A 25793-nucleotide genomic window follows, 5' to 3' on the forward strand; every position below is an offset into this window, starting at 1 on the left:
AAATCTGTTTTCAGTACAAGGCCTGAAATGGAGGCAAGTGGTTGTATCCACCGGTGACCGCTCACCGAATCAGTCAGTTGTGCATGGCTGCTTCCACAGATAATTAATGGCCGCTATTGGCCGACTTCAGCCAGTCGTGATCGGCAGAAAGCGGTCATTCAGGCGGCAAACCACCCGACTGCTTGCGTGGCCTTGCTGAGCAAGCTGTATCAGGCATTAAACAGAGCATCGTTGGGCCGGAGGTCGGCTGCAAACGTGGTTCGACTCACTTAGTATGACTGGCGAACTATTGCTTCGCTGTCGACCCCCTGAAGATACGGATTAGTCATGAAACTCATGGAATGGGCTGACCTCAAGGTCCTCTACAAACGCAGTCGCAAACAACCCAACAAACTATTATTCAAGCGCGAAAATGCTCGCAGGTTATGGTCCATGTGGACGACCGCGGCTTCAACGATACTGCTCGTTGTGTTCGCGGGCTTTGGCATCAAGAACCCGACGCTGATTCCCTACGCCTACATAGCCCTTTTTCCTTGGGCGCTAGCGCTCTATTTCACTCGCATCAAAGCACTTCGCACTGTTTATCCGCGACAGTTCGCGGAACACTCTATCGACCGTCAATCCTCGCTGGGAAAGGAAAATATTCTTTGTTATGCCTTCTTCCTGGAGCAGCTGCGCGATGAGGGCTATACGGTCGCGAAGATTCGGGAGTTATCGGAATATGCGGACCTGACCGTCAAACCGACAAGGCCGGCGCTGTCGCAGAACCTGGGCTTTGCCTCACTCATTGCTTTTATGATCGCCATTTGCACCGAGCTCATCAAAACCACGACATTCTTTACGTTGGGTAAGGGTTGGGTATTTTTGATGCTGGGCATAGTCGCGCTGTTCATTTACTGGATGGTTTTGGACGGCATTCACAGCGCTACCTATGAGAAGGGTTGCGTAAAACGTTATCTGGACATGGCCGCCTACGACTTGGAAGAGCCTAGTCAGGGAGCACCGGAGGAGAGTACCGAGATGCCCGCGCTGGACACCTTGCCCTCCGTGTCCACACCTTCACCCGCGTAGACCAGAAACGGAAAGTCTTGTAGGCGTTGTCTGGATCAATCCCATGGGAGGATGGCACAACGACTATACCCAATACCTGCCTGCGATCCAGTTGCATGCGCCAACCGATAGGAGCGGGCTGCACACAGGAAAAGATATCAATGGGTCCTCCCGAAGGGGTGGGCCTAGGGGGTAATTCGGGCCCCGCGCCTTCGGTATATATGACCTTTTTTCGGTGGTTGGTTGTTGTTTAGTCGATCACCGCAAGCCTCGCACCCTATGGGGTTTGCGGTCCTGTTCATCGCAACGACTCTGGCCAGCCATGTCGATGAGTGAATGGCCTAGGTTGATGTATCGCCGATTGGCTGCCCTCGATGGCGAAAACAGCCATTAACGGGATGGCCAGACTGAATGACGCCCATCCGCCGGTTAGACACGGGTGCAATTTGGACACGGCTCAGGTTGACCGGTGTTAGATCCGGAGATTCTGGTAATCCACTGGAGCCCTTCCAGAGCAAGGCCCGCAAGGTCTTTCAGAAAACAACCATACGAGAGGATTTTAAAGCGCCTATCGCTGAGTGCCTAACTCTGTCGGCAGACATTGGTCACAGGCTCGGACACCCTTTCGCAACATCAGTGACGTGCGACCATGAGGATGGCTCCCTGAACACCTAGAATGTTGATGTCATCTAACGAAAACTGAGTTTCTTGGATTGCCCCCAAGTAGGGGACAAATCAGTGCTTCGCAGTAGCTTTGGGCGGCAGACACAATATCGCCGCCCCGCGTTCACGCTAGGCTGGTTCCTTGACTGCCTCTAGCTGCGTGTCGATCTGTTCAAGTAATGCCTGAACAAGCCCTGCTGCATAACGCTGTGTTCTTACCTGGTCGTCGTCATCATCAGTACCATGGAATCTCGCGTATGCGACTGCTCCTACCTTTTCGAAGCCCTCTCCGTATTCGTCATCGCAGAATCGGCGCTTTAATGCGGCCATACCATCGCTAACAGCAGCCATATGCATTCCTGAACGAATACGGTCTACGAAAAGCCCAGCAACCTTTTCAATTGAACCGGAATATCGCAGAACGTGGATGAGGTCCGCCGCGTCCTTATTCTCCTGCCTCTGGTCAAGGGCGATTGCCTTCAGAATCACAAAGGCGGGTACATCCGCAAAACGCACCTGGTCCACGGATAACCCGCCACCGTCGAGTAACTGAGCGGATACCGTTCTTTCTTGATACCAATCGTGCACGATCTTGGCGTGCTTGATCGTAAGCGCTGATACTGCTTCACCGCTGACATTAACCGTTCTACCTGGATTCTCTTCACCGGCATCCCGAAGAAGCTCAACGACCACCTCGATATGTTCGTCAACCTTCCTGCGCCAGCGCCAAGAAGCGACCTTCCCGTCCTCTACCCAACGGACAAATCCACGTCCTTTCAATTGCTCAGCAAGGCTCCTGTACTCATCCCCCTCAGCCAAAACCTCAAGGTTCAACACGATATCGACGTCCGAGGTTCCAGCATGCGAGGGAACTTCAGGCGGCGCCTCTGGGGTGAGATAGCGCGGCACTAACCCACCGACCAAGCGCAAGGTGTCTTTCAAATTCCCAAAGGCGCTGAGAAGCGTTAGCAGAGTTCTCTCGCAAGCGACCGTAACATCAGCGTTGTACCCAGCTGCTGTGCGGGGTTTCAGTTCCTTGCCCATTGCGCCTCCAATTTGTCTCTAATGTGCTCAGCCAGTTCTTTATTTCGCCCGCGCCCGTTCAATAGGTCCAGATACAGGACGTAGGGGCTCGCAAAAAATGCAGGATAATCCGGGTGTTCGTCTCGAAATAGCAAGCTCGCTCCATCGCGCTCTATGAGGGTTACGTTAGCCCCTTTCGTGACAGGCTTCAGGTTGAGCGCCCTAGCCATATGCTCCGCGTATCCTGCAGGCACGATGATTTCTGCGTTATCTGTGCTTGTTAGAAGCGGTGCGAATACATTTGCCGCAGCCGTACCGGTAAACGCCCACGGAAAATCGATATCCTGCCGGGCTACCAGTTCTGTGAGTCGGGCCAACAGCAGCTTTGGGTCTTCAACGAATGTGTACCACTTAGTCGTCTCCTCTTGGCGCCTCTGCCATTGGGCTGCCCAAGCATCCAGGAGTGCTCCCGGCTCCACAAGCCTTCTTCGCCTGGTCGGTCCACCCCCTACAGATTCGGACCATTCGCGATTAGTTAGCTCTTGCAGGACTAGAGAGCAGGTGTATTGGGACGTTTCTGCCAGCTCCGAAAGCTCAGTTCCCGTAAGCCACTCATGATTGTGTACGAGAAGCGCATGGATAACGCTTTCACGAGCACCGGTGAAGAGCTGCACAGCTCGCTTTGATGCAGATGGTTTGGATGGCTTTTGTATATTGATCAACCAATACTCATGCTTGAGATATAGACTCCCCCCTAGCTCGAAGAAGGCTATATCTCGTTCTTTTAGCTCCTTTTTTGCGCCCGGACTAAGGGACTCCGCGGCAATCATTCTGATCGAGTCATAAGAGCTGGAACGTTGATTCGTGAATGCATCCAGACGCCAAACAGCATCTCGAATGTCACGTGGATAGCCGCTGCTGATCACCTCAACAAAGATTCTGAGTCGCTTAGATAGCCTTTCCAGTTCGATCACAACGTCTGGAGTCACCGAAACATCTGTGATGGCCTCATGCCCCGAGTAGACTCGAACGTGGGTGTCAGCTCCAAAGGCTTCAGTCAGGCTGTCAGCCAAGGCTTCCATGACCTGCCACTCAAGCTTTGAGGCCCAATTTAGGTGTCGGTCCATAAATTTTAGCTCAAACCCTTTCATTAGCTGGACAGCAAAAGTACTGATTGAGGCTAAATCTTAGCTCAAAGATAGTCTTTAGCTGAACAGCTAAACATGCGAATTTCGCTAAGATTAGGTTCTTTTTTAGCCTGTCTTCCCCGGCTAAGTACGCTCGATTGCTTGATAGCCCGCAAGCCCATCAGCAAGGCTACTGATCGAATAACTGCACAGGGCAAGGCATACACTAACCGACACGCTCAGCGCTACGCCTTGGAGGTGAGCGGCCGGCTCCGAGATCCAGAATGCGTGAAATTGTGCGACCAGGCCAATGGCAGATAGGGCGCAAGCGGGTCTCAGTAATACACTCGCCAGGCGCTCCAGCAAGGCTGTAAGGGCCGATCGCCTGCCTCGTAATTTGTTGGGCGCAACTAGCAGTGCGAGAGTCCAGAGAGTGCCCAGTATCAAAGTTGCTAAGAACACCTTAGATGGTAATCCGAGCAGCTCCAGAAGAATCTGGGGCGGGCCACCGTTAAGAAGCCAAGCCGAGCCTGCAACAGCCAACCCTACGACAAATCCCCAAACCATTCTGCCTCCTCCACTGCCCTTCACTTCAACCAGCTTGCGAACTACGTTGCTCAGATCCCAAGCATAGGTGCGAAGGGGCAATCCACTAGCGCCGGGATTAGCCCAACAAAGCCGTCTGCCAATGCAGCTAGCTCATAATCACTAGCTGGCAACCGCCTTCCTTCGGTTCCACCGTTATTTGATCTTCGTGCCATAGGCACTTTACAGCAGCTGCCCGTTTCCAATTCCCGATTAGCGGCTCAAGCAGCTAAACCCCACCGACCACCACAAGGCCTTTATAACGTGTGATGCTATATTGATACCGTTGCGCATCGATTCTGCACAAAGGACTGTTCATATGTCTTCTATTACTATCGCTCTCGATGCTCAGGGCCAGAGACTGTTGGCGCTCCTAGTCGCCAAACTACCCTCTGCAAACCCTGAAAATCCACAAACCTTCATCGGCTACAAGGAAGCGCATGATCGTCTCGGCCTGCCTCAGCTGCGAGAAAAATTTGGCGAGAGCCTCAAGGCACAAGGCCTCGTTTCTCTTGCTGAATGGACGCATGGAACTGGCAAGCCAGCGATCACTGGTTTGGTAATTGATCGCACCTCATTGATGCCAGGTAAAGGCTACTTTGATTTGTTTGGTCGACAGCCCGAGGACTTCGTCTGGTGGAGGGAGGAAATTAAGAAATCGAAAAGCTTCGATTGGTCGCCATACCTCCCGCTGGAGACAGCTCCAGAATCGCCTGCGGCTATCGATATTGAAGATCCAGTTGACCGTACAGAGGTAACAACCTATCGAATCATTCGCGACACATTGCTGGCGCGACGAGTCAAGCAACTACACAACTATCAATGCCAACTTTGCGGTCACACGATCGTGCTGTCTGATGGGAGCCGATACGCCGAAGCTCATCATGTTCAGCCACTGGGGGCACCCCATAATGGACCGGACGTGTTAGAGAACATCGTCTGCGTGTGCCCGAATCACCACGCCGAGCTCGATTATGGAGTGCGCCCTCTCAGCCAAGCCGACCTCCGCCCAACGGAGGGACACTCCGTTAGCGGCCTCTATCTGGCGTACCACAATACGAACGTCCACAAGGTGCCTTAGGCCCCCGCAAGCAGTGGAGGACACCGCAACGTGAGCACTCCCACCGAATTGGATCGCTTTGCCTATTCGTTTTTTCACGAGTTCGCGCGCTGCGAGTATTGCCTCAAGGCCGTTGGGCTTCTGGAGGGTTCCCCGAGTAACCCAAAAGCCGATTGGGGTACCTTCGCGGCGCAGGTCATCGCAGTTTTTGACATGCCTCCGAATCAGGAAACTGAAGATGCGATCCAGTACTACCTTACCTATCCCCCCAAAAAACAAGTGTTGGTAGACGGAGCCCTCAGTTGGTCAACGACGCTTCCTGACCATCAGAACCAAGCAGAACTAGTTCTGCGCCTCGTGTGCAGAGTAAGAAACAACTTGTTCCATGGGGGAAAATTCAACGGTCGCTGGTTCGCCCCAAAAAGGAGCGAAGAATTACTTCGACGAGGGTTGGTGATCCTGCAAGCGGTGGTGTTAGGCCACTCCAAGGTTCGCGAAGCCTATGCGAATCGAGCAGATTGATCTGCAGTGATGGCTCATCGATGATCGAGAGGTCAATGAGCTCAGCCGCTCTAACAGCTTGCACTTCACTTGCCCAAGGCAACCCTAGAGGAACGCGATGACAGATACCAACCCAAAGCAGGACCAGCTTTCCTGTCCGAATCAAGTGCTAGCAGCAGAGTCGGAAATACAGTCCGCTCTCTGCAAACAATGCCGAAACCCGATTCCAAGTAGTGCGCGGATTTGCTCAAAATGTAACTCCTACCAGGATTGGCGCAGCTTCGTTCCCTTTTCCACCACCGCACTTGCCCTTCTTACCGCTCTCATATCTGTGATGGGAATCGCGGCTCCTGCTCTGCACAAACTTGTTCACACACCTCACTCACAGGCAGCGTTAACCATGCCTTCGGTTGATGGCACTACATTAAGGGTTATTGCCGTCAACAGTGGGGATGCACCCGCGTCGCTCATTAGGGCATGGGTTGACAGTGATTACCTAGCTGCGGCCACAAAAGTACGGCTGAGGAATGACGCGGACGCCATAATTCAACCCGGCAATAAATTACTCACATTTGATGTGGTGCCGCTCTTAGATGAGGATGACTCCTACCGAAGTTCTCTGGAAATGCTCAGCTATATCATTCAAAAAAAACCGGGGCCGCGCACAGAAGTACGTTTTCACATCCTTCAATCTGATGGGCGCTTCGCGATTCAAGCGGTTCCGTTAGACGCAGGCGAGCTCTTCGCTCTGTTGAGGGCTAACGCTGACCGATGCTCCGCCATTGCCACTATCAATTTCGAGAATGGATGTATTGGTCGGGGAACGCCGCCGGAAGAGCGGTTCCCCACTGCCTCTGACAACATGCCGAAGGGGCTGGCGGACGAGCTTGAAACCCGCATCAATAGGCAGCGGGAGGCCGCCGCGGAAACTAAGTGATAGCCCCACGCTTCTGACCCAGACGTTCGCTGGCCGAGACACCAATGGGGGCGGTGAAGTGCAGTGCAATTGCGCAGCACGACACAAGACAACGGCCTCCCTCTTCCAGAAATACGCCGGGGGACCCTGACAAATTGGACCAGAGACGGGTGCGAAGACTCGCGCAAATTCGTTAGCGGCACCCCGCCAAAGTTAGTTAACTGGTTAACTCGGTTGGTTAACTGGGCTGAAAGCCTTACCGGCCGTGGCCTGTAGCCCGGTTAACTAAGCATTTTCCCAGGTTAACTCAGCTAACCGCCAATTCGCCTGAGAAGCAAGCGGGCCGTGGCTTTCAGAGCGGTTAACTAAGGAGTTAACCAACTAAATTACTTGGTTAACTGGTTAACCGCTTGAATTGACCGACTAAATCGCCTGAGAGCTAAGCGGGCCGCAGCTTTCAAGATGTGGACCTATGAATTAACCGACTAAATTACTCAGTTAACTCTAGGTTAACTGGTTAACTCAAGTCGTTGTCCGCCGATCTGCGTGTTTCTGTTCCCCCCAAAAAACGCTGGGGTACAAGTTCCCCCGCCAAAGCCCCCGGAAACATTGGCTGTTCCCACTGTTCCCCCGTTCCCCCGTTTTTTGAAATCAGTCACACATTGGATGACGGACAATCGCGATAGGGAGTGGCCGCGAGAGATTTGGACGATGGCGACTTCATTAACCCACGAACCAGCCTCTACGTTGCTGCACTAAGGCTGGTGATGGCATTGACTGTAAAAGATAGCAACTGGCTGGCTATCTCAGATAGTCAACTTTCTTTTATTCTACGTAACTCATCTCTCAAGGCATCGACCTCGGCAAGTAGTTTTTTATTTTCTTGCGCTAGGAAGTTTTTTGATGGACTTTCAGGATTATGATAAGAAGGAATAGAGAAAAGTAACTCCAACTCATCTTTATAAGGCATCAAAGGTTGATATAGCTGATAAAAAGCACGACCGACCGCTCCACGAAACAACTCGAGCACTGGCTGTTTTGCACCTACAGAAAGAATGTGCTCAGTAGCGATGCCAGGATAAGGGTCAATGTATATAATCTTCACAACACCTAACTGATAAGCTTTTTTCGCGCAAAGCTCGCAGGGACTAGCAGTAGTAAACAGAATGCCACCAAAAAGTTTTTGCCCACCATTTTTTGCTATTTGTAAAAAAGCATTTTCTTCTGCGTGCAGCGACCTAGTATGAACCTGATTTTTTTCACCCTCAATTTCATTTTGTATACTCTTAAAACAAAATGGAATATTTCGCTTTTGAGTAGCACCGGATTTAATCAATTCAAAATACTTATCACTTAATGCCTTGCGAAAAACATTATCGTTTCGCTCATACTCACTATAATCACCGCCATTAACTCCTCCCAGCAAGTCTTCAGCGCTTCTCAACAAGCACGGGGTTTGTCCTTGAGGAGTGCTATTCCAACCGACACACTTAACGCTGTAGCTATCATCAGTTACTACGGCCCCAACCTGTCGCGATATGCACCCTGAACTTTGCTTTACTGTGTACGCTATTTGCATACAGTTCTCAACCGACGTTGGCATCACTAAGCCTGGGTGCATCATAAGTGCCAGATACCACGCTAGCTGACTCACCAAATCATTCTGATTGAACTCACTAAATTTTGAGTTGTGAATATGAATATCAGAAATCTCGATACATGCCTGAATATTTTGCGCAATAAACTTACTGACTCCGGATATTTTTCCCGGATACTCCTTATTATCAAGGTCAGATATTTCTTTTATTGTAAGCTTTCTATATTCATGTAGGCTGCTAAGCCTTTTAGCGTTTGATGTATTGATCGACACCAAGTAAAAATTCGCATACCTTCTTTTCAGAAAAAATGCTTCATACGGATTTCTGATTGCATCTATGACAATTCTGCATGGCACTCCCTTTGACTTCGTAAATTTATGAACAAGCTTAATTATAAAATTTAAGTGCTTGGGGAAGTTAAATAGCATCTCAACATCAAAAACATTGCTATCTGCAAAGCCCGATGATCTGATATTGTCCCCCGCGCCTTGGTAGAGCTTAGTGAAGCTCGCTACTCCTAAATTGTTTTTTACTCTCTCAGTGACAGCGGGTAGCGTTGAAAAGTACAGCTCCATCCAAGACTCAATCTCACCCGGCTCAACCTTTCCGTTAAACGAGTGAAGTCGAAAAAGTTCCTCTCGCACCGAATTAGAATCATCATAAGTCACAGCCGCTTCTTCTTGAGAAATCCCTGCTCCAGCGACGCTTAGCAAGAACGATATAAAAGAATCTCTACCCAACAACAAGAGATGATATGTAATTATCGATCTTGCCTCGAGCTTATAAAACGGAACCCATTCATCACCTTTTAAGTATTTGTGTATTATTTTATGTTTTTTAAGTTCGTTTTCAGTAAGACCTTCATAGCCATCAACTGGAAAGTCAAAGTTCGGGGCGCCCAACTTACTAGCCGCAGTTGAGCAGCCTGAACCGGTACGCCCAGTAAGACCAATTATTAGGAAGTTCTTTGCTTCATCATAAACACCATGAATAGCTTCACCGGTCTTTGTGGACATTCCTTCTTCCCTTTAAAATCTGTCACCTATGAACTGAAATTAGGGTCACATATAAAACCCAAAAACAAAGCACCTTTATGTAGCTAGAGCTAAGCCATCAGCACTACACATTCGCTACTAAGAAAATGTAGCTGGATTTTGGCCGCTCATCAGGATTTTGCGCGGCGTGAAACCCTCCCAGATGTTGGAGAACGATCGACTAGTTACTTTTTGCCGAAAGCGTCCTTTGCGAGTCGCTACGTTTGACAGGAGGTGGCGCCATTTTGAACGATCACTTTTGGCCGATTGCTGCTGGTCATGAAAATCGTTCTGGGTCGCCTGCAGCTGGTCGTCACCATGGTGTGACTAGTTCAGTCAGATGCAAACAGTGGGCAGTCAGTGCATTAACGTTTTTGTGCTGGCGGCAAACCAGATGCATCAGCACGCATCTCTATGTTTGCGCTTCGAAATTGATCAGTGAAAAAATACTGCTTCTGTAGGGTGTCGTTTGAAGAAACGCTCCCCCCGACGTGCCATCTATCCAAGTCAAGTATTGGCATAATTCTTTTTGGGGGCAGATTTGGGGGCAAGCAAATTACCCAAACCACAAAAACCCTTTATTTACACGGCCTACAGCTAACGGTTCTATTCCGTCTCTGGCACCAAAATACCGAAAAACCCCAAGCGAAGATGATTCCTTGGGGTTTTTTATTGCCTGCGATTCAATGGCCGCCGGACCATTTCCGGACCAGGCTCCTTAATACTTTCCCAGACCCATCCTCCCAGCCTTTCCCACACCCTCCTCTCAAAAAAACAGCTTTCGAGATTCTTGAAGCTATCGCCGAGAACTCGCCCAAGCCACCTCCAGCGACGCCGACTCGGCCGCCTGGTTCGAAACACAGCTGGCAGGGGCCAGCAGTCCGAAGCTACCGCTCTGATCGCCCGAATGATGGCAGTTTGACGCCATCGTTTTGCCCTGTAAACTGCCGGTCATTCCCGCCTTCTCTTTGCGTAAAAGGAATTTGCAAATGCCAACCCTGGGCGAAATCCGCGTCAATCCTACAACTGGCTATCATTCCGAGCCCTCCCTCACGGCTCTGAAAGATGGCGGTTACATCGTGGCGTGGAGCGATCAGGGAACAAGCACCACCGATTACATCTACACCCAGCGCTATAACGCCAGTGGCGTGAAGGTAGGCGGGCCAGCCCTCGTCAATAGCGTTACAAACAGCGCACAGGAAGATCCCACCATTACCGCATTGGCCAACGGCGGCTACGTAGTCGCCTGGCAATCGGATACCTTCGACGATATGTCGGACATCGCCGTCCAGATCTACAACGCCAATGGCGTCAAGGTTGGAAGTGAGTCAATCGTCAACACAACCAGAAACGGCATGCAGGACAGTGCGCAGATCACCGCGCTCAAGGACGGCGGTTTTGTGGTGTCCTGGGCTTCGTACGGTCAGGACGGCAGCGGCTGGGGCGGTTACCTGCAGCGCTATAACGCCAGTGGGGCAAAGGTGGGCGTAGAAACACGCGTCTCTACCACCACTCAGTACGACCAGGATGGCCCTACTGTCACCGGCCTTGCCGATGGCGGCATCATGGTGGTTTGGGAAGGTAACGGAACAGGCGATACATCCGGCATCTTCGGTCAGCGGTTCAAGGCCGACGGCAGCAAATCGGGTGGAGAAATCCGCATCAATACCAGGGTGGCCGACGATCAGACAGACCCCGTCGTCAAGGTTCTGAGTAGCGGTAACTACGTCGTCACCTGGCAATCGGCTCCCGATGATGGCGATGGCAACGACGAAACCGATGCCCCTGGCGACATCTACGCGCAGCTTTTCAATGCCGCTGGCGTAAAAGTGGGTGCAGAAACCCGGGTCAACACCACCACCGCAGGCAATCAGGAAGAACCTAACGTCACCGCCATGACGGATGGCGGTTATCTGGTGACCTGGGCAGGCCAAGGCACCGGTGATGCAAATGGCATCTTCTGCCAACTCTTCAATGCCAGCGGCGTCAAGGTGGGTACCGAAACCCGCATCAACACCGTCACCACCGGCAATCAATTGTTCTCCCAGGTGACTACATTGGCCGATGGCGGCTATGTGGTTGCCTGGGAATCCACGGTGGTCAATGGGCAAGTTGACGTTTATACCCAGCGTTTTGACGCGAGCGGCAACAAGGTTTCCAGCCTGACAGGCGATGCCTCGGCCAACACCCTGACCTGGACCAGCGCCGGCAGCGTGATCATCGACGGTGGCGCGGGCAACGACACGCTTACAGGTGGCCGCGCCAATGATCATCTGAACGGCGGTGTCGGCAATGACTCACTCAATGGCGCCGCCGGTGCCGACCGCCTGATCGGCGGCGATGGCTCCGACCGCTACTACGTCGACAATGCCGGCGATGTCGTCAGCGAAACCAATGCCACGGCCAGCACCGGCGGCACCGATAGCGTCTACAGCTTCCTTGGGGCCTACACCCTGGGTGACAACGTCGAGAACCTGCGCCTGCTGTCGACCGGCATTGCCAACGGCACCGGTAACAGCCTCAACAACGTCTTCGACGCCGGGGCCGGCAACAACATCCTCAACGGTGGCGCCGGTATCGATACCGCGTCTTATGCCTACGCCACTGCGGCGGTCACGGCCAACCTGGGGCTGACCACCGTGCAAGCCACCGGTGGTTCCGGTTCCGACACCCTGTTGAACTTCGAAAACCTCACGGGCAGCAACTATCACGACAAGCTGACCGGCAATGCGCTTGCCAACACCCTCACCGGCGGTGCCGGTAACGACACGCTCACCGGTGGAGCCGGCAACGACCTGCTGATCGGCGGCACGGGTCTGGACAAGCTTTACGGTGGCACCGGGGCCGACAAATTCGACTTCAATGCCTTGAGTGAAATGGGCCTGGGCGCCGCCCTGCGCGATGTCATTGGCGACTTCAAGACCATCGAAGGCGACAAGATCGACCTGTCGACCCTGGACGCCAACCTGGCGACGGCGGCCAACGATGCGTTCAGCTTCATCGGCTCCAGCGCCTTCAGCAGCAATGCCGCAGGGCAGCTACGGTTCGCCGGCGGCATCCTCTACGGCAGCACCGACGCCGACACTGCCGCCGAGTTCGAAATTCAATTGGTGGGGGTGAGCAACCTGCAAACTGCCGACCTGATTGCCTGATAGAGGGTGATCGTACTGGCATAACAAAAGGCTATCTTGGGTAGCCTTTTGTTTTTCTTGCGGTAGCAGGATCAGTGGGAATGGCGAACCATTTGGCTTGCAACTCCAGCCACCGCTCCAATACTCCTTCGGTAAGTCCGGAACGTTTTGAAGTCATCTGGCCCATTCAAACCCATGTTGATCGTGGTCTGCTGCGCCTTGGCCATCAAGCTGCTGAGCGTAGAAACCAACCCTTTACGCGTTGCACTCATCCAAGCGTATGCGGGTGTTAATCACGATAAACCCTGAGTCGCAGGACTCAGGGTTCAGAGCCTCTCGTTAACTCGCATCATTCCAGTGGAAAACCAGGTTACGGGCTGCACCATTGCCAACATCGGCAACGTCCTGCCGTGTTTCGCCGTTACGCGTCGCAATGACCGTATATTTACCGGCAGGCAGTTTCACGTAAACCAGCGGACCGGCGTCATTGAGCGTCAGTACGGTCTGCCCCGGGGCTTTCTGAATAACTACATTCACGTCAGAAGTGTATTCATTTCCCGTCCCGACAGAGAACGTCATGTGCAGGTTGTAGCCAGTGGTCTGCTGGATGGCCTTGGACTCATCCTCGCCGATACCGCCGGACAGGTAGGTGATGCCGTTTTGCTCCTGGCTTTGCACCTGCACCCCCTGGCTGTCGATGGGCTCAAGGCTGGCGGCAGGTGTCATCGCTGGAAACATCAGCATGCCTGCAGCGGTGAGGGGCAACAGGAGTGTATGGAGGTATTTCATGATGACGACTCCCGGGTTCTGCGGAACCCAATCGTTACATCCTTTGGATTTCCAGTCGCAGGGAGGGGTTTTAGATTGATTTGGCCTGAGTACGAAACGTACTACGCCATTTGTTCCTCAGCCCTCGCCCGGATTTAGACCCGTCCTGCCGAAGAGCCCGGTATTTCCTGCCTGTTTCTCAGCAACTCCCGGCATCTTCGAAGGGGCTCTCTTGTCATTCTCTTTCGCTGTTCAACCTGCTGCGGAAGACCTCATGACAGCCCCCACCCCCAACGACACTCACGACCCCTATCTCGCATCACTGCTTGGCAACCTTGGCAAATTGATCCTTCAGGCACGCCAGAAAGTGCTTCGGGCGGCCGACACCGTGCAAGTGCAAACCTGTTGGCAAACTGGTCGGCACATAGTTGAGTTCGAACAGAACGGCGCGCGACGGGTCAGGTATGGCAAAGAGTTACCGTCGACCTTGGCCAAAACGCTAACTGCGGAGTTCGGAAAGGGATTTGACGCTTCCAACCTTCGGTACATGCGTCTGTTCTATCAAGCCTTTCCAATTCGTGACGCACTGCGTCACGAATTGAGCTGGACCCACTACCGCCACCTGCTTCGGGTCGACAACGACAGCGCTCGTCTTTGGTACATGAACGAATCAGCTACCCAAAACTGGTCAAGCCGAGCGCTGGAGCGCCAGATCAATACGTTGTATTACGAACGCCTGCTGGCGAGCCGCGATCGCGGCAGCGTCAAGCAAGAGGCCGCCACCCACATTCAAAACATGAAGGCCAGCCCTCGGGATTTCATCCGTGATCCGGTGGTACTGGAGTTTCTTGGTTTACCCAATGCCGGCAAGCTTCAGGAAAGCGAGATCGAACAAGCGCTGATCGAACAATTGCAGGGCTTCTTGCTGGAACTGGGCAAGGGTTTCGCATTCATTGCCCGCCAACAACGCATCAGCACCGACAGCAAAGACTTCTACATCGATCTGGTGTTCTACAACTACTTGCTCAAGTGCTTCGTCATCTTCGATATCAAGCGCGGTGAACTGACCCATCAGGACCTGGGGCAGATGGACATGTACGTGAGTATGTACGACGACCTGAAACGCAGCGCGCAGGACAGCCCCACCGTCGGCATCATTCTCTGTGCGCAAAAGGATGAATCCGTGGTGCATTACTCAGTGCAGGAAGGAAACGAGCAACTGCTCGCCAGCAAGTACAAGCTTGTCCTGCCGAGCGAAGAGGAACTCCGTAATGCACTGGATCGGGAGCGGATGGCACTTGAAGAACGACGGCTCGACCAACCACTGCGTTGAGGCCAATGGATTGTTCATCAACGACATCAAGACTATTGTTGGCAGCTACCCGCAAAGGTCCGACGCCGATGAATTTGCAGGAAACGCCTTCACTCGTCCCAACTCAAATCGAGTTGCCATTGCAACGCGTTGCGTCCGGTGAACCGTTCAAGGAAACCGCTGCAGACGGCTTTGTCCTCGGTGGCTTCACCTGGCGACACCCTTCTCGGGACGCCGCTCGTCCGGTCGTGATCATCAATGCCGCCACCTCGGTCCGTTGTCGCCACTACTCGCGCTTCGCCGACTACCTGTTCGTCCACGGCTTCGATGTCATCACCTATGACTACCGCGGCATCGGCGAGTCGCGGCCGGCATCGCTCAAGGGTCTTCAAGCCTCGTGGACCGATTGGGGAACGCTGGATTTCGAGGCGATGCTCAAGCGCGCACAGCGGGAGTTCCCACAACAGCCTATCGATGTGGTCGGCCACAGCTTTGGCGGCTGTGCAGCGGGCCTGGGGGCGTCCGGGCACCTGATCCGGCGCCTGGTGACGGTCGGTGCGCAATTCGCCTACTGGCGCGACTATGCGCCCGCTCATCGCTGGCGGATGTTCGGCAAGTGGCATGTGGTGATGCCGCTGGTGACGATGCTGTGCGGCTACTTTCCGGGCAAACGGCTCGGCTGGCTGGAAGACACACCCGCCGGCGTGGTCCGTGACTGGAGCCTCTCCACTGCCCGCTACGAGAAACGCTCCAGCGGCCGCACAATCAGCAAAACCGCCGGGCAGCTGCCCTTTGCCGACGTCACCGCGCAAACCCTGGCCATCAGCATCAGCGACGATCCCTACGGCACGGTCCCGGCCATCGAACGCCTGCTCGGCTACTTCACCGGCAGCACAAACTCTCACCTGCGTATCCATCCTGAAGACATCGGCGAAGAAGAAGTCGGACATTTCGCCTTTTTTCGCAGCGCATACCAAGCCACACTATGGCCCATTGCATTGGCCTGGTTGCAAAACGGCGAACTGGTCCCCGGCACACCCGGGCGAACGGTGCCACGCAGCTGAGCCACCCGCCCCTTTCAACGAATTACGGAACGACGCCCATGGCCTCCGCCAACAAGCAGCAAAAACGCGCCTCCCGCGCCAAGGCCAAGGCCAAGCAGAACCGCACCCAGCGGGCTGCCGCGCCGGTGGAACTGGACCCGAACGACGATCGCATCGACTTCGAATCGGTGGACCTGACCGAACTGTTCAAGAAAATGATCGACGCCGAAAAGATCAGCCAGCAAGCCCTGTGCACGGCCTTCCTCGAAGACCCGTTGCTGGAGCTGGTGTACGAGCAGGAAGGCGAGGAAGGCGCGATGGACTTCATCCTTGCCGCGCTGATCGAATATCGCCAATGGTCGACCGAAACCGACGAAGCCGGCGCCCTGGCGTGGATCGAATCACCGGCCTTTCAGGCCGACTACGTGGCGGCGTCCGACGCCATTGCCGCGCAAACCCAACAGAAACCGAACTGAGTTCCCATGGCCTCCCTGAACAAGCAACAGAAACGCGCCAAGCGCGCAAAAGCCAAAGCCAAGCAGATCAATATCCACGGCCGCAAACCCGCAGCGCTGGACGATGATCTTGGCCACCTCGCCGAGCCGATCCCGGAATACACCCTGGCGATGTTCAGCAAAATGCGCGACGCGGAAGCCGTCAGCCGCAGCGAAATGCTCTCGGTGCTGCTGACGAACCTGGCCTTTATCATCATCGACCATCCAGAACTGCTGGACATGGAAAACGCCGACGACGAAGGCATGGCCGCCACCCACCTGGCCGCCGACATGCTGATCGACTACCGCATGTGGGCCGACGGCATGGACCGCGAGACCGCCCAGGCGTGGCTGAGCGAACCGCAGTTCATTGCTGACTTCGGTGACGCACTGGATGTCTACCGCGAGTCGCTGGAAGCGCCGGAAGAAAAAGCCGAGTAAGGGTTACGACTCAAACAAAAACGGCCGCTTGTCATCACTGACAGCGGCCGTTTTGCGTTACGCGATATGGATCAGTTCAGCACTACCGCGCCACGCTTTTCCAGTTTGCGACGGCGAGCCACCAGCAAGCCGGCCGCTACCACCAAAGCACTGAGCAAGCCGGTCGCGAGAATTTCCACGCGATGGGCTTCCTGGAACAGCATGATGGTCAGGGCCGCGACGATGAAGACGATCACCGCGTAGGTCAGGCCCGGGAACAGCCACATGCTGAAGGCAATTTTCTCCCCGCGCGCTATACGCTGCTTGCGCATGCGCAGTTGCGAAATCGCAATCACCAGGTACACCAGCAATGCGATGGCGCCGGAGCTGGCCAGCAGGAATTCGAACACCGCAGCCGGAGCCACGTAGTTGGCGAATGTTGCCAGGAACGCGGCACCAGTGGACAGCATCACCGCCCAGTATGGCGTGCCACTTTTGTTGGTGCGGGTGGACATGGCCGGCGCATCGCCGCGCTTGCCCAGGGAGAACAACATCCGCGACGAGGTGTAGAGCGCCGAGTTCAGGCAGCTGGTCACAGCGACCAACACCACGATGTCGACGATCATCTTGGCGTTAGGGATGCCCATGCGCTCAAGTACAGTCTGGTAGGAGCCCAGACTTGCCAGTACCGGGTCGTTCCAAGGCACCAGAGCCACGACGATGAAGATCGACACGAGGTAGAACAAGCCGATCCGCCAGATAACCGAGTTGGTGGCCTTGGAGATTTGCTTGCCCGGATCTTTCGATTCCGCGGCCGCGATGGTCACGATCTCGGTGCCCATGAAGGAGAACATGGTGGTCAGGATGGCACCCAACACCGCGCCCATGCCGTTTGGCAGGAAGCCCTGGGTGTCGAACAAATGGGAAACGCCGCTGACCTGGCTGCCCGGCAGGAAGCCGAAGATCGCCATGAGGCCCAGAACAATGAAACCGATGATGGCCAACACTTTGATCAGGGCAAACCAGAACTCGAATTCACCGTAGTTCTTCACGCTGAACAGGTTGGTCACGGTCAACAGCATCGTGATGACCAGGGCGAATGCCCAGATGTCCACACCAGGGAACCATGCATGCAAGATGGTCGCGGCAGCGTTGGCTTCCAACGGGATCACCAGAACCCAGAACCACCAGTACAACCAGCCGATGGTGAAGCCGGCCCAGTGACCGATCGCGCGGTCGGCGTAAGTCGAAAACGAACCGGTGTCCGGCGAGGCAACGGCCATTTCGCCGAGCATACGCATCACCAGCACCACCAACATGCCGGCGGCGGCGTAAGCCAACAGAACAGCCGGACCTGCAGCGGCGATGGCGTGACCCGAGCCAACGAACAAGCCGGCGCCGATAACCCCGGCAATCGACAGCATGGTCACGTGGCGCGGTTTGAGCCCCTGTTCGAGGCCATTAGAGCTTTGGGTACTGCTCATTAAAACTACCTTTGTAAGGAGAAGCGAATGCGTGCATCCCGTTCGGCGGACCTTCTCGTAAAAAGAAGCCAACAGGGCGTTCTGGATTCTGCACGCAATAATTGCGCCAAAATATTTCAAAACCCTCTAGCCCGGCGATCTCGCCTCGACCGGACGGTCATCGCAACCCTTTGAATTTAATGGCACTTTGCCAAAGCGTTACCCTGCGCCCCACTTTTGCGGTTACATCAGCGCACCGGAAACACACCTGAAAAGTGCTCCGCGCACATTAAAAGTGCACAAGCAGTGCATTTGGCCGGATAGCGCTTCCAACACCCTGTCAAAGCTGGCAACATCGCGCCTTTTTTTGCGGCAGCCACCGCGCTTTTTATCGACAGGCAAGGTTCAAACGGCTGTTCGGTTGTTGATGGGGCGACAGTCTGCTGCGTCGATGCGACAACCTGCCACACACCAGCCGATTACCGTCCGTAGCGCTGTTGGCTGCCATTGAAACGCTATGCTAGGTTGGCCGCCTCGCCAGGAAGGCCGCCAACAGCAGGAGCGCAACATATATGAGGAACGCACATGGCTGAGGCCACGCCCGCGCTTGAAATCCGCAACTTGCACAAACGCTACGGTTCGCTGGAGGTGCTCAAAGGCATCTCGCTGACCGCCCGCGACGGCGATGTGATCTCGATCCTGGGTTCCTCCGGCTCCGGCAAGTCCACGTTCCTGCGGTGCATCAACCTGCTGGAGAACCCGCACCAGGGCCAGATTCTGGTCGCCGGCGAAGAACTCAAGCTCAAGGCCGCGAAGAACGGTGAACTGGTGGCCGCCGACGGCAAGCAGATCAATCGCCTGCGCAGCGAAATCGGTTTTGTGTTTCAAAACTTTAATCTGTGGCCGCACATGAGTGTGCTCGACAACATCATCGAAGCCCCGCGCCGCGTGCTCGGCCAGAGCAAGGCCGAAGCCATCGAAGTGGCCGAAGCCCTGCTGGCCAAGGTCGGCATCGCCGACAAGCGCCATGCCTACCCGGCGCAGTTGTCCGGCGGCCAGCAACAACGCGCGGCCATCGCCCGCACCCTGGCCATGCAGCCCAAGGTCATCCTGTTCGACGAGCCCACCTCGGCGCTTGACCCGGAAATGGTCCAGGAAGTACTTAATGTCATCCGCGCGCTGGCCGAAGAAGGCCGCACCATGCTGCTCGTGACCCACGAAATGGGCTTCGCCCGTCAGGTCTCCAGTGAAGTGGTGTTCCTCCACCAGGGCCTGGTAGAAGAGCAAGGATCGCCACAGCAGGTGTTCGAAAACCCGCTTTCGGCGCGCTGCAAACAATTCATGTCCAGCAACCGCTAACGGAGCTACCCACATGCAGAACTACAAAAAGGTCTTCCTGGCTGCCGCCGTCACCCTGGCGTTCAGCGCCGGTGCCATGGCCGAAACCCTGAAGATGGGCATCGAAGCGGCTTACCCGCCGTTCAACAATAAAGATGCCAGTGGCAATGTCGTCGGCTTCGACAAAGAGATCGGCGACGCTCTGTGCGCCAAGATGAAAGTCGAGTGCACCGTCGTGACCTCCGACTGGGACGGCATCATCCCGGCCCTGAACGCCAAGAAGTTCGACTTCCTGATCTCCTCGATGTCGATCACCGACGAGCGCAAGCAAGCGGTGGACTTCACCGACCCGTACTACTCCAACAAGCTGCAGTTCATCGCCAAGAAAGACATCGACTTCAAAACCGACAAGGCCGCGCTCAAAGGCAAGATCATCGGCGCCCAGCGCGCTACCCTGGCCGGCACCTTCCTGGAAGACAACTATGGTGACGACATCACCATCAAGCTCTACGACACCCAGGAAAACGCCTACCTCGACCTGACTTCCGGCCGCCTGGACGGCATCCTGGCCGACAAGTACGTCAACTACGAATGGCTGAAAAGCGACGCTGGCCGTAGCTACGAGTTCAAGGGTGACCCAGTTGAAGAGAGCGACAAGATCGGTATTGCCGTGCGCAAGAAGGACCCGATCCGCGAGAAACTGAACACCGCGCTGAAAGAAATCGTCGCTGACGGCACCTACAAGAAGATCAACGACAAGTACTTCCCGTTCAGCATCTATTGATACTGACCTGCCTGACCGGCGCCTGATGGCGCCGGTTCTCGGCCTTGCCTGCCGCGATTTGAAAAGAAATCCATGATTATCGACCTCTACGGATTCGGCCCGGCGCTCGCCGCTGGCGCGCTGATGACTGTGAAACTGGCACTCTCGGCCCTGTGCCTGGGGCTGGTACTCGGTCTGCTCGGCGCCTTGGCCAAGACTTCCCCGTACAAGCCGCTGCAATGGCTTGGCGGCACTTATTCGACTCTGGTTCGCGGTATCCCGGAATTGCTCTGGGTGCTGTTGATCTACTTCGGCACGGTCAATCTGATGCGTGCCCTGGGCGAGTTCTTCGGCAACCCCGACCTTGAACTCAACGCCTTCGCCGCTGGTGTGATTGCGTTGGGCCTGTGCTTCGGCGCCTACGCCACGGAAGTGTTTCGCGGTGCGATCCTCGCCATCCCCAAAGGCCATCGTGAAGCCGGCGTGGCCCTGGGCCTGTCGAAATGGCGCATCTTCACCAAGCTGATCATGCCGCAGATGTGGCGCATCGCCCTGCCCGGCCTGGGCAACCTGTTCATGATCCTGATGAAGGACACCGCGCTGGTGTCGGTGATCGGCCTGGAAGAAATCATGCGTCATGCGCAAATCGGCGTGACCGTCTCCAAGCAACCGTTCACCTTCTATATGGTGGCCGCGTTCATGTACCTGAGCCTGACGGTGCTGGCGATGACCGGCATGCACTTCCTGGAAAAACGTGCCGCTCGCGGCTTCGCGAGGAGCACCCAATGAACTGGGAAGTCATCATCAAGTGGCTGCCGAAACTGGCCCAGGGCGCAACCCTGACCCTGGAACTGGTGGCCATCGCCGTGATCGCCGGTTTGCTGCTGGCCATTCCACTGGGCATCGCCCGCTCGTCGCGCCTGTGGTGGGTGCGGGCATTTCCCTACGGCTACATTTTCTTTTTCCGGGGCACGCCGTTGCTGGTTCAGCTGTTCCTGGTCTACTACGGCCTGGCGCAGTTCGACGCGATCCGTAACAGTTCGATGTGGCCGTACCTGCGCGATCCGTTCTGGTGCGCCACGGCGACCATGACCTTGCACACCGCGGCCTACATTGCGGAAATCCTGCGGGGCGCCATCCAGGCGATTCCACCGGGCGAGATCGAAGCGGCACGGGCACTGGGCATGTCCAAACCAAAAGCGCTGTTCTACATCATGCTGCCGCGCGCCGCGCGCATCGGCCTGCCGGCCTACAGCAACGAAGTGATCCTGATGCTCAAGGCCAGCGCCCTGGCCAGCACCGTGACCCTGCTGGAATTGACCGGCATGGCCCGCACCATCATTGCCCGGACCTACCTGCCGGTGGAGATCTTCTTCGCCGCGGGCATGTTCTATCTGGTAATGGCTTACGTGCTGGTGCGTGGCTTCAAGCTGCTGGAGCGCTGGTTGCGCGTCGATGCCTGCCAAGGGCGTTGATAGCGGCGTGTTGACGGGCGAGGCCCTGCTCGCCCGTTTCACCGCGCTGGATGCTTTTCTGACAGAGCATCAGGCACTGTGGAAACCCCGACCGTTCACTCATCGGCATCTTCCCTGGGAAACGTACTACCCTGCTCTGGCCGAATGGCTACGCAAGCGGTCGCTGGAAGACGCGGAAAACGCTCACAACCAACCTGCCCTTCTGAATGCACCGGGGCCCTTTGCTTCCCTGGCAACAATGTCCGTTGCCTTGAGTGCCGTGAATGAGTTGCCGGCTCGCACACTCGAAGCGGCGGGCCATCGGTTGAACGTCGATGTACCGGGGCGCAAATGGCAACAGATCGAAGCCTTCGCCAGTCGGTTGCAGTTTTCCGAAGCACCGCAGCATTGGATGGACTGGTGCTCGGGTAAAGGACATCTGGGCCGCCGTCTACTGCAACCGGGGCAACAACTGACGTGCCTGGAATACGACCCGGCACTGGTAACCAGCGGCCAGGCACTCAGCCAGCGCCATCACCTGCATGCGCTGCATATCGAACAAGATGTGCTCGCGGCAGACGCAGCTTGTTTACTGGGTGCGTATCACACGCCCGTCGCGCTTCACGCCTGCGGTGATTTGCATGTGCGGCTGATTCAACTCGCCAGCGTCACAGGCTGCAAACAGCTCGCCATCGCGCCGTGTTGCTACAACCGGATCAGTCTTGCCCAATACTCACCGATTTCCTCGGCCGCCCAAGGCTCCGGCTTACAGCTTTCCCTCGACGACCTCGCGTTGCCCATGAGCGAAACCGTTACCGCCGGTGCCCGCGTGCGACGTCAACGCGACACCTCCATGGCCCGGCGCCTGGGCTTCGACTTGCTGCAACGGCAACTACGCGGCATTGACGAGTACCTGCCAACCCCTTCCCTGCCTAGCGCCTGGCTGGACAAACCCTTCGCCGATTACTGCCATCATCTGGCCACTCTCAAAGAGTTATCCACAATCGGCCCGCAAGATTGGCCAGCCCTCGAAGCCGCCGGTTGGCAGCGACTGGCCGAAGTGCGCAACCTTGAACTACTACGCGGACTTTTCCGACGCCCACTGGAGCTTTGGCTGGTCCTTGACCGGGCACTTTTCCTCACCGAGCAGGGCTACAGCGTCCGCGTCGGCACCTTCTGCGAAACTCCGCTCACGCCGCGTAATTTCCTGCTCCTGGCCGAACGCGCTTAAATACATCCGACCTGTGGATAACTCTGTTGATGAAATAATCGTGGATCCAATATCCACGCCTGTTTCAGGGCTAAATCCACACTGTTCATTTTTTATACACTCGCATAAAAAATCGAAAAAACAGGTATTTGCGAACAAACGAGAACGGATCCACAATTTCGACCTAAACCCAGTGCGCTGCCAATGGCATTGTGCATAAGCATTTAATCAAAACGACATAAATGCCTAATCCCGGATCGCAGACAGGGGAAATTGCACCCTTTCATTACTCTTGATATACACACACGCAAGGGCGCCGGCAGCGCGGCCACGAACAAGAACATTCCTCCGACAGGATGCGCCAGTGACGTTCATTTCCTACGCACAGAATTTCGAAGACATACGCCTGTGGCGCGCCCTCAAAACCGTCGAGAACGGCTTCTACATCGACGTCGGGGCAAACGATCCCACCCATGACTCCGTCACCAAGGCGTTCTACGACAACGGCTGGACCGGCATCAACGTCGAACCGATGCCCAACTATTTCGAAGCCCTGAGCCAGCAACGCCCCAAAGACACCAACCTGCAGTGTGCGGCCGGGGAAAGTGCTGACGAACTGACCTTCTACGGCATCGCCGGCACCGGCCTTTCGACCCTGGACCCGGCCATGGCCAAACTGCACCGAGACGCCGGCATGGACGTGCGCAGCCAAACGATCAAGTCCCGCACCCTGGCCTCCATCTGCGAAGAACACGCCCAGGGCCGCGCCATTCACTTCCTGAAAATCGATGTCGAAGGCCACGAAGAAACCGTCCTGCGCGGCATGGACTTCAGCCAATGGCGGCCATGGGTGATCCTTATCGAAACCCCCTGGGCCCGCGACCAGGCCTGGGAAACCCTCGTCACCGACGCCGGCTACCACTCCATCCTGTTCGACGGCATCAACACCTACTACCTCGCCGAAGAACACCTGAACCTCAAACCCGCCTTCGACATCCCGCCGTGCAACCTGGACGAGTTCCAGTTCTGCAAAGGCCACAACTTCAGCCACCCTGTCGGCGACACCGAACACCAACTCGCCGCCGCCCTGCAACGCGCCGAACAGGCCGAAGCACAGCTGCGCGCGATGCAAAACAGTCGAACCTGGCAAGCCATCCAGAAACTCAAGAAAACCCTGCTGCGCGCCTGACCTGAAGCCAGCGCAAAAATAGTCATAATTCAGGGGTTTACAGAAGCCAACCAATCGCTATAATCGTCGCCCTGACACGCCGGTATAGCTCAGATGGTAGAGCAACTGACTTGTAATCAGTAGGTCCCGGGTTCGATTCCTGGTGCCGGCACCATACAGAACAACGACTTAGGCTCACCTTACGGTGGGCCTTTTTCGTTTCTGGGGTTTCATATCGGATTTGGTCACAGCGTCTCAGTTGATTGGAGCTGGCGGCGGCCTTTTTGACTGGCAACTCGCTGCACCCTCCCTGTTGTTCAAACTGAACGAAAACCAACTTGCCCAAGACGGTTCCCCACGCGACAAACACACACACTGGCGCAGTGCTTGGCCTTCCTGGGCTACAAAGAACGCGCCGAGCCGAAAGCTGCTGCGATAAAACTCGGACTCGGGATCGTGCCGAACTCCGGCAAGAGTGCTTGTCGAATCAGCGACACAGTTCGTCCCGCAAGACTTCCACCACACGTTCCTGCTGCTCGACCGACATACCTACCCACAGCGGCAGTCGCAGCAAGCGCTCCGAGAGGTTCACCGTGTTGTCCATGGCGCCATGGACACGGCCGTAACGCTGGCCAGCCGGCGAGGAGTGCAGGGGCACGTAATGGAAGACCGAATTGATTCCCTCTCGCTTGAGGCCATCGAGCACCGGTTGTCGCGGCACGTCTGCGGGCAGCAGCACGTAGTACATGTGCGCGTTGTGCTGGCAGTCGGCCGGCACGATAGGACGGCGCAGCGCCCCGCTGGTTTCCAGCGGCGCCAGCAATTCGTGATACCGCTGCCAGATGGCAAGCCGCGCCTGCGTGATGTGTTCGGCCTCTTCCAACTGCGCCCAGAGAAACGCGGCAGTCACGTCCCCTGGAAGGAATGACGACCCGACTTCCTGCCAAGTGTATTTGTCGACCTCGCCGCGGAAGAAACGGCTACGGTCAGTGCCTTTTTCGCGGATGATTTCTGCGCGCAACACATACGCAGGATCATTGACGAGCAATGCGCCGCCCTCGCCCGAAATGACGTTCTTGGTCTCATGGAAGCTGAAGGCGCCGAAGTCCCCGATACTGCCCAGAGCCCGCCCCTTGTAAGCGGCCATGACCCCCTGCGCTGCATCCTCGACCACTTTCAGGTTGTGACGCTGGGCGATCTCCATGATCGTATCCATCTCGCAACTCACGCCCGCATAATGAACCGGCACGATTGCCCTGGTGCGCGGCGTGATGGCCGCCTCGATCAGCGTCTCATCCAGGTTCAGGGTATCCGGACGGATATCGACGAACACGGGAACGCCGCCGCGCAAAACGAAGGCATTGGCCGTGGAAACGAACGTGAACGAGGGCATGATGACCTCGTCGCCCGACTGGATGTCCAACAACAACGCGGACATTTCCAGCGCTGCCGTGCACGAGTGGGTCAGCAAGGCCTTGCTCGAACCGGTACGTTCGATCATCCACTCATGACACCGCTTGGTGAACGGGCCATCACCGGCGAGGATATTGCCGAACTTGGCTTCAGCGATGTAATAAAGTTCTTTCCCCGTCATGTAGGGGCGATTGAACTGGATCGTTTTGTCTTCCATCATTTGAGCCTTCGCACGCAAATTTTAATCGGGTCGAACTAG

Annotated in this window: 21 protein-coding genes and 1 tRNA gene; 16 read left to right on the top strand and 6 right to left on the bottom strand. The window is 55.6% G+C overall.

Annotated elements, in window-relative coordinates:
* Positions 1–327: 327 nt before the first annotated feature.
* Positions 328–1071: a hypothetical protein gene (locus KW840_RS12620; RefSeq protein ID WP_218495307.1), complete on the top strand. Its 744-nt coding sequence runs from the start codon at positions 328–330 to the stop codon at positions 1069–1071.
* Between the two features lie 771 nt (positions 1072–1842).
* Here KW840_RS12620 and KW840_RS28465 read toward each other — a convergent pair.
* Complete coding sequence (locus KW840_RS28465; RefSeq protein ID WP_256353266.1) at positions 1843–2757, bottom strand: hypothetical protein; 915 nt, start codon at positions 2755–2757, stop codon at positions 1843–1845.
* A complete protein-coding gene (locus tag KW840_RS12630; RefSeq protein WP_256353267.1) occupies positions 2742–3818 on the bottom strand; it encodes a type IV toxin-antitoxin system AbiEi family antitoxin in 1077 nt (358 codons plus the stop codon). Before KW840_RS12630 ends, KW840_RS28465 begins: the two co-directional genes overlap by 16 nt.
* 949 nt (positions 3819–4767) lie before the next feature.
* Here KW840_RS12630 and KW840_RS12635 point away from each other — a divergent pair.
* The 3 genes from KW840_RS12635 to KW840_RS12645 all read left to right on the top strand — a co-directional run bounded on the left by KW840_RS12635 (position 4768) and on the right by KW840_RS12645 (position 6946).
* A complete protein-coding gene (locus tag KW840_RS12635) occupies positions 4768–5529 on the top strand; it encodes an HNH endonuclease (RefSeq protein ID WP_218495309.1) in 762 nt (253 codons plus the stop codon).
* Positions 5530–5559: 30 nt separating this feature from the next.
* On the top strand, positions 5560–6030 hold the full coding sequence (locus tag KW840_RS12640; protein ID WP_218495310.1) for a hypothetical protein: 471 nt from the start codon (positions 5560–5562) through the stop codon (positions 6028–6030).
* A 97-nt stretch (positions 6031–6127) separates the two neighbouring features.
* Positions 6128–6946, top strand: a complete 819-nt coding sequence (locus tag KW840_RS12645) for a hypothetical protein (RefSeq protein WP_218495311.1) — start codon at positions 6128–6130, stop codon at positions 6944–6946.
* 793 nt (positions 6947–7739) lie between these two features.
* Here KW840_RS12645 and KW840_RS12650 read toward each other — a convergent pair.
* Positions 7740–9539 carry a hypothetical protein gene (locus tag KW840_RS12650; RefSeq protein ID WP_218495312.1) on the bottom strand — a complete coding sequence of 600 codons (1800 nt, stop codon included), beginning with the start codon at positions 9537–9539 and terminating at the stop codon, positions 7740–7742.
* A gap of 1007 nt (positions 9540–10546) precedes the next feature.
* Between KW840_RS12650 and KW840_RS29005 the strand changes: the two genes are divergently transcribed.
* Entirely contained in the window at positions 10547–12709 is a 2163-nt protein-coding gene (locus tag KW840_RS29005) for a calcium-binding protein (protein WP_218495313.1), read from the top strand.
* A gap of 318 nt (positions 12710–13027) precedes the next feature.
* On the opposite strand, the gene KW840_RS12660 is transcribed toward KW840_RS29005, so the two are convergent.
* A complete protein-coding gene (locus KW840_RS12660) occupies positions 13028–13477 on the bottom strand; it encodes a hypothetical protein (RefSeq protein WP_057712419.1) in 450 nt (149 codons plus the stop codon).
* Between the two features lie 253 nt (positions 13478–13730).
* Between KW840_RS12660 and KW840_RS12665 the strand changes: the two genes are divergently transcribed.
* From KW840_RS12665 to KW840_RS12680, 4 genes are all read left to right on the top strand, one after another.
* The gene (locus tag KW840_RS12665) at positions 13731–14789 is read left to right on the top strand and encodes a YhcG family protein (protein ID WP_057712420.1); all 1059 of its coding nucleotides are present in this window, start codon (positions 13731–13733) and stop codon (positions 14787–14789) included.
* Between the two features lie 68 nt (positions 14790–14857).
* On the top strand, positions 14858–15832 hold the full coding sequence (locus tag KW840_RS12670) for an alpha/beta fold hydrolase (RefSeq protein ID WP_218495314.1): 975 nt from the start codon (positions 14858–14860) through the stop codon (positions 15830–15832).
* A 38-nt stretch (positions 15833–15870) separates the two neighbouring features.
* On the top strand, positions 15871–16287 hold the full coding sequence (locus tag KW840_RS12675) for a hypothetical protein (RefSeq protein WP_090452584.1): 417 nt from the start codon (positions 15871–15873) through the stop codon (positions 16285–16287).
* A gap of 6 nt (positions 16288–16293) precedes the next feature.
* Positions 16294–16746, top strand: a complete 453-nt coding sequence (locus tag KW840_RS12680; RefSeq protein WP_057712423.1) for a hypothetical protein — start codon at positions 16294–16296, stop codon at positions 16744–16746.
* Positions 16747–16817: 71 nt separating this feature from the next.
* Here KW840_RS12680 and gabP read toward each other — a convergent pair whose 3' ends face one another.
* Positions 16818–18209 (bottom strand): GABA permease, encoded by a 1392-nt coding sequence (gene gabP, locus KW840_RS12685; RefSeq protein WP_218495315.1) that lies wholly within the window; start codon positions 18207–18209, stop codon positions 16818–16820.
* A gap of 564 nt (positions 18210–18773) precedes the next feature.
* Between gabP and KW840_RS12690 the strand changes: the two genes are divergently transcribed.
* The 7 genes from KW840_RS12690 to KW840_RS12720 all read left to right on the top strand — a co-directional run bounded on the left by KW840_RS12690 (position 18774) and on the right by KW840_RS12720 (position 24296).
* Positions 18774–19547, top strand: coding sequence for an ABC transporter ATP-binding protein (locus tag KW840_RS12690; protein WP_007972784.1), 774 nt, complete (start codon positions 18774–18776; stop codon positions 19545–19547).
* A 13-nt stretch (positions 19548–19560) separates the two neighbouring features.
* A complete protein-coding gene (locus KW840_RS12695) occupies positions 19561–20310 on the top strand; it encodes an ABC transporter substrate-binding protein (protein WP_015093061.1) in 750 nt (249 codons plus the stop codon).
* A 72-nt stretch (positions 20311–20382) separates the two neighbouring features.
* Positions 20383–21078, top strand: coding sequence for an ABC transporter permease (locus KW840_RS12700; RefSeq protein WP_057712425.1), 696 nt, complete (start codon positions 20383–20385; stop codon positions 21076–21078).
* A complete protein-coding gene (locus KW840_RS12705) occupies positions 21075–21764 on the top strand; it encodes an ABC transporter permease (RefSeq protein ID WP_057712426.1) in 690 nt (229 codons plus the stop codon). Before KW840_RS12700 ends, KW840_RS12705 begins: the two co-directional genes overlap by 4 nt.
* Positions 21745–22974: a methyltransferase gene (locus tag KW840_RS12710; protein ID WP_218495316.1), complete on the top strand. Its 1230-nt coding sequence runs from the start codon at positions 21745–21747 to the stop codon at positions 22972–22974. The genes KW840_RS12705 and KW840_RS12710 overlap by 20 nt, the downstream gene beginning before the upstream one ends.
* A 343-nt stretch (positions 22975–23317) precedes the next feature.
* Complete coding sequence (locus tag KW840_RS12715) at positions 23318–24142, top strand: FkbM family methyltransferase (protein WP_218495317.1); 825 nt, start codon at positions 23318–23320, stop codon at positions 24140–24142.
* A 78-nt stretch (positions 24143–24220) separates the two neighbouring features.
* A tRNA-Thr gene (locus KW840_RS12720) sits at positions 24221–24296 on the top strand.
* A gap of 312 nt (positions 24297–24608) precedes the next feature.
* Here KW840_RS12720 and rffA read toward each other — a convergent pair.
* Positions 24609–25751 carry a dTDP-4-amino-4,6-dideoxygalactose transaminase gene (gene rffA / locus KW840_RS12725; protein ID WP_218495542.1) on the bottom strand — a complete coding sequence of 381 codons (1143 nt, stop codon included), beginning with the start codon at positions 25749–25751 and terminating at the stop codon, positions 24609–24611.
* Between the last annotated feature and the right edge of the window lie 42 nt (positions 25752–25793).

Source organism: Pseudomonas sp. PDM30, from assembly GCF_019218985.1.
Taxonomy (GTDB): Bacteria; Pseudomonadota; Gammaproteobacteria; order Pseudomonadales; family Pseudomonadaceae; genus Aquipseudomonas; species Aquipseudomonas jessenii.

Excerpts from the sequence above, each read along its gene's own strand:
- KW840_RS12620 (WP_218495307.1), top strand. The coding sequence starts at position 328 with ATGAAACTCATGGAATGGGCTGACCTCAAGGTCCTCTACAAACGCAGT.
- KW840_RS28465 (WP_256353266.1), bottom strand. The coding sequence starts at position 2,757 with ATGGGCAAGGAACTGAAACCCCGCACAGCAGCTGGGTACAACGCTGAT.
- KW840_RS12630 (WP_256353267.1), bottom strand. The coding sequence starts at position 3,818 with ATGGAAGCCTTGGCTGACAGCCTGACTGAAGCCTTTGGAGCTGACACC.
- KW840_RS12635 (WP_218495309.1), top strand. The coding sequence starts at position 4,768 with ATGTCTTCTATTACTATCGCTCTCGATGCTCAGGGCCAGAGACTGTTG.
- KW840_RS12645 (WP_218495311.1), top strand. The coding sequence starts at position 6,128 with ATGACAGATACCAACCCAAAGCAGGACCAGCTTTCCTGTCCGAATCAA.
- KW840_RS12650 (WP_218495312.1), bottom strand. The coding sequence starts at position 9,539 with ATGTCCACAAAGACCGGTGAAGCTATTCATGGTGTTTATGATGAAGCA.
- KW840_RS29005 (WP_218495313.1), top strand. The coding sequence starts at position 10,547 with ATGCCAACCCTGGGCGAAATCCGCGTCAATCCTACAACTGGCTATCAT.
- KW840_RS12660 (WP_057712419.1), bottom strand. The coding sequence starts at position 13,477 with ATGAAATACCTCCATACACTCCTGTTGCCCCTCACCGCTGCAGGCATG.
- KW840_RS12665 (WP_057712420.1), top strand. The coding sequence starts at position 13,731 with ATGACAGCCCCCACCCCCAACGACACTCACGACCCCTATCTCGCATCA.
- KW840_RS12670 (WP_218495314.1), top strand. The coding sequence starts at position 14,858 with ATGAATTTGCAGGAAACGCCTTCACTCGTCCCAACTCAAATCGAGTTG.
- KW840_RS12675 (WP_090452584.1), top strand. The coding sequence starts at position 15,871 with ATGGCCTCCGCCAACAAGCAGCAAAAACGCGCCTCCCGCGCCAAGGCC.
- KW840_RS12680 (WP_057712423.1), top strand. The coding sequence starts at position 16,294 with ATGGCCTCCCTGAACAAGCAACAGAAACGCGCCAAGCGCGCAAAAGCC.
- gabP (WP_218495315.1), bottom strand. The coding sequence starts at position 18,209 with ATGAGCAGTACCCAAAGCTCTAATGGCCTCGAACAGGGGCTCAAACCG.
- KW840_RS12690 (WP_007972784.1), top strand. The coding sequence starts at position 18,774 with ATGGCTGAGGCCACGCCCGCGCTTGAAATCCGCAACTTGCACAAACGC.
- KW840_RS12695 (WP_015093061.1), top strand. The coding sequence starts at position 19,561 with ATGCAGAACTACAAAAAGGTCTTCCTGGCTGCCGCCGTCACCCTGGCG.
- KW840_RS12700 (WP_057712425.1), top strand. The coding sequence starts at position 20,383 with ATGATTATCGACCTCTACGGATTCGGCCCGGCGCTCGCCGCTGGCGCG.
- KW840_RS12705 (WP_057712426.1), top strand. The coding sequence starts at position 21,075 with ATGAACTGGGAAGTCATCATCAAGTGGCTGCCGAAACTGGCCCAGGGC.
- KW840_RS12710 (WP_218495316.1), top strand. The coding sequence starts at position 21,745 with ATGCCTGCCAAGGGCGTTGATAGCGGCGTGTTGACGGGCGAGGCCCTG.
- rffA (WP_218495542.1), bottom strand. The coding sequence starts at position 25,751 with ATGGAAGACAAAACGATCCAGTTCAATCGCCCCTACATGACGGGGAAA.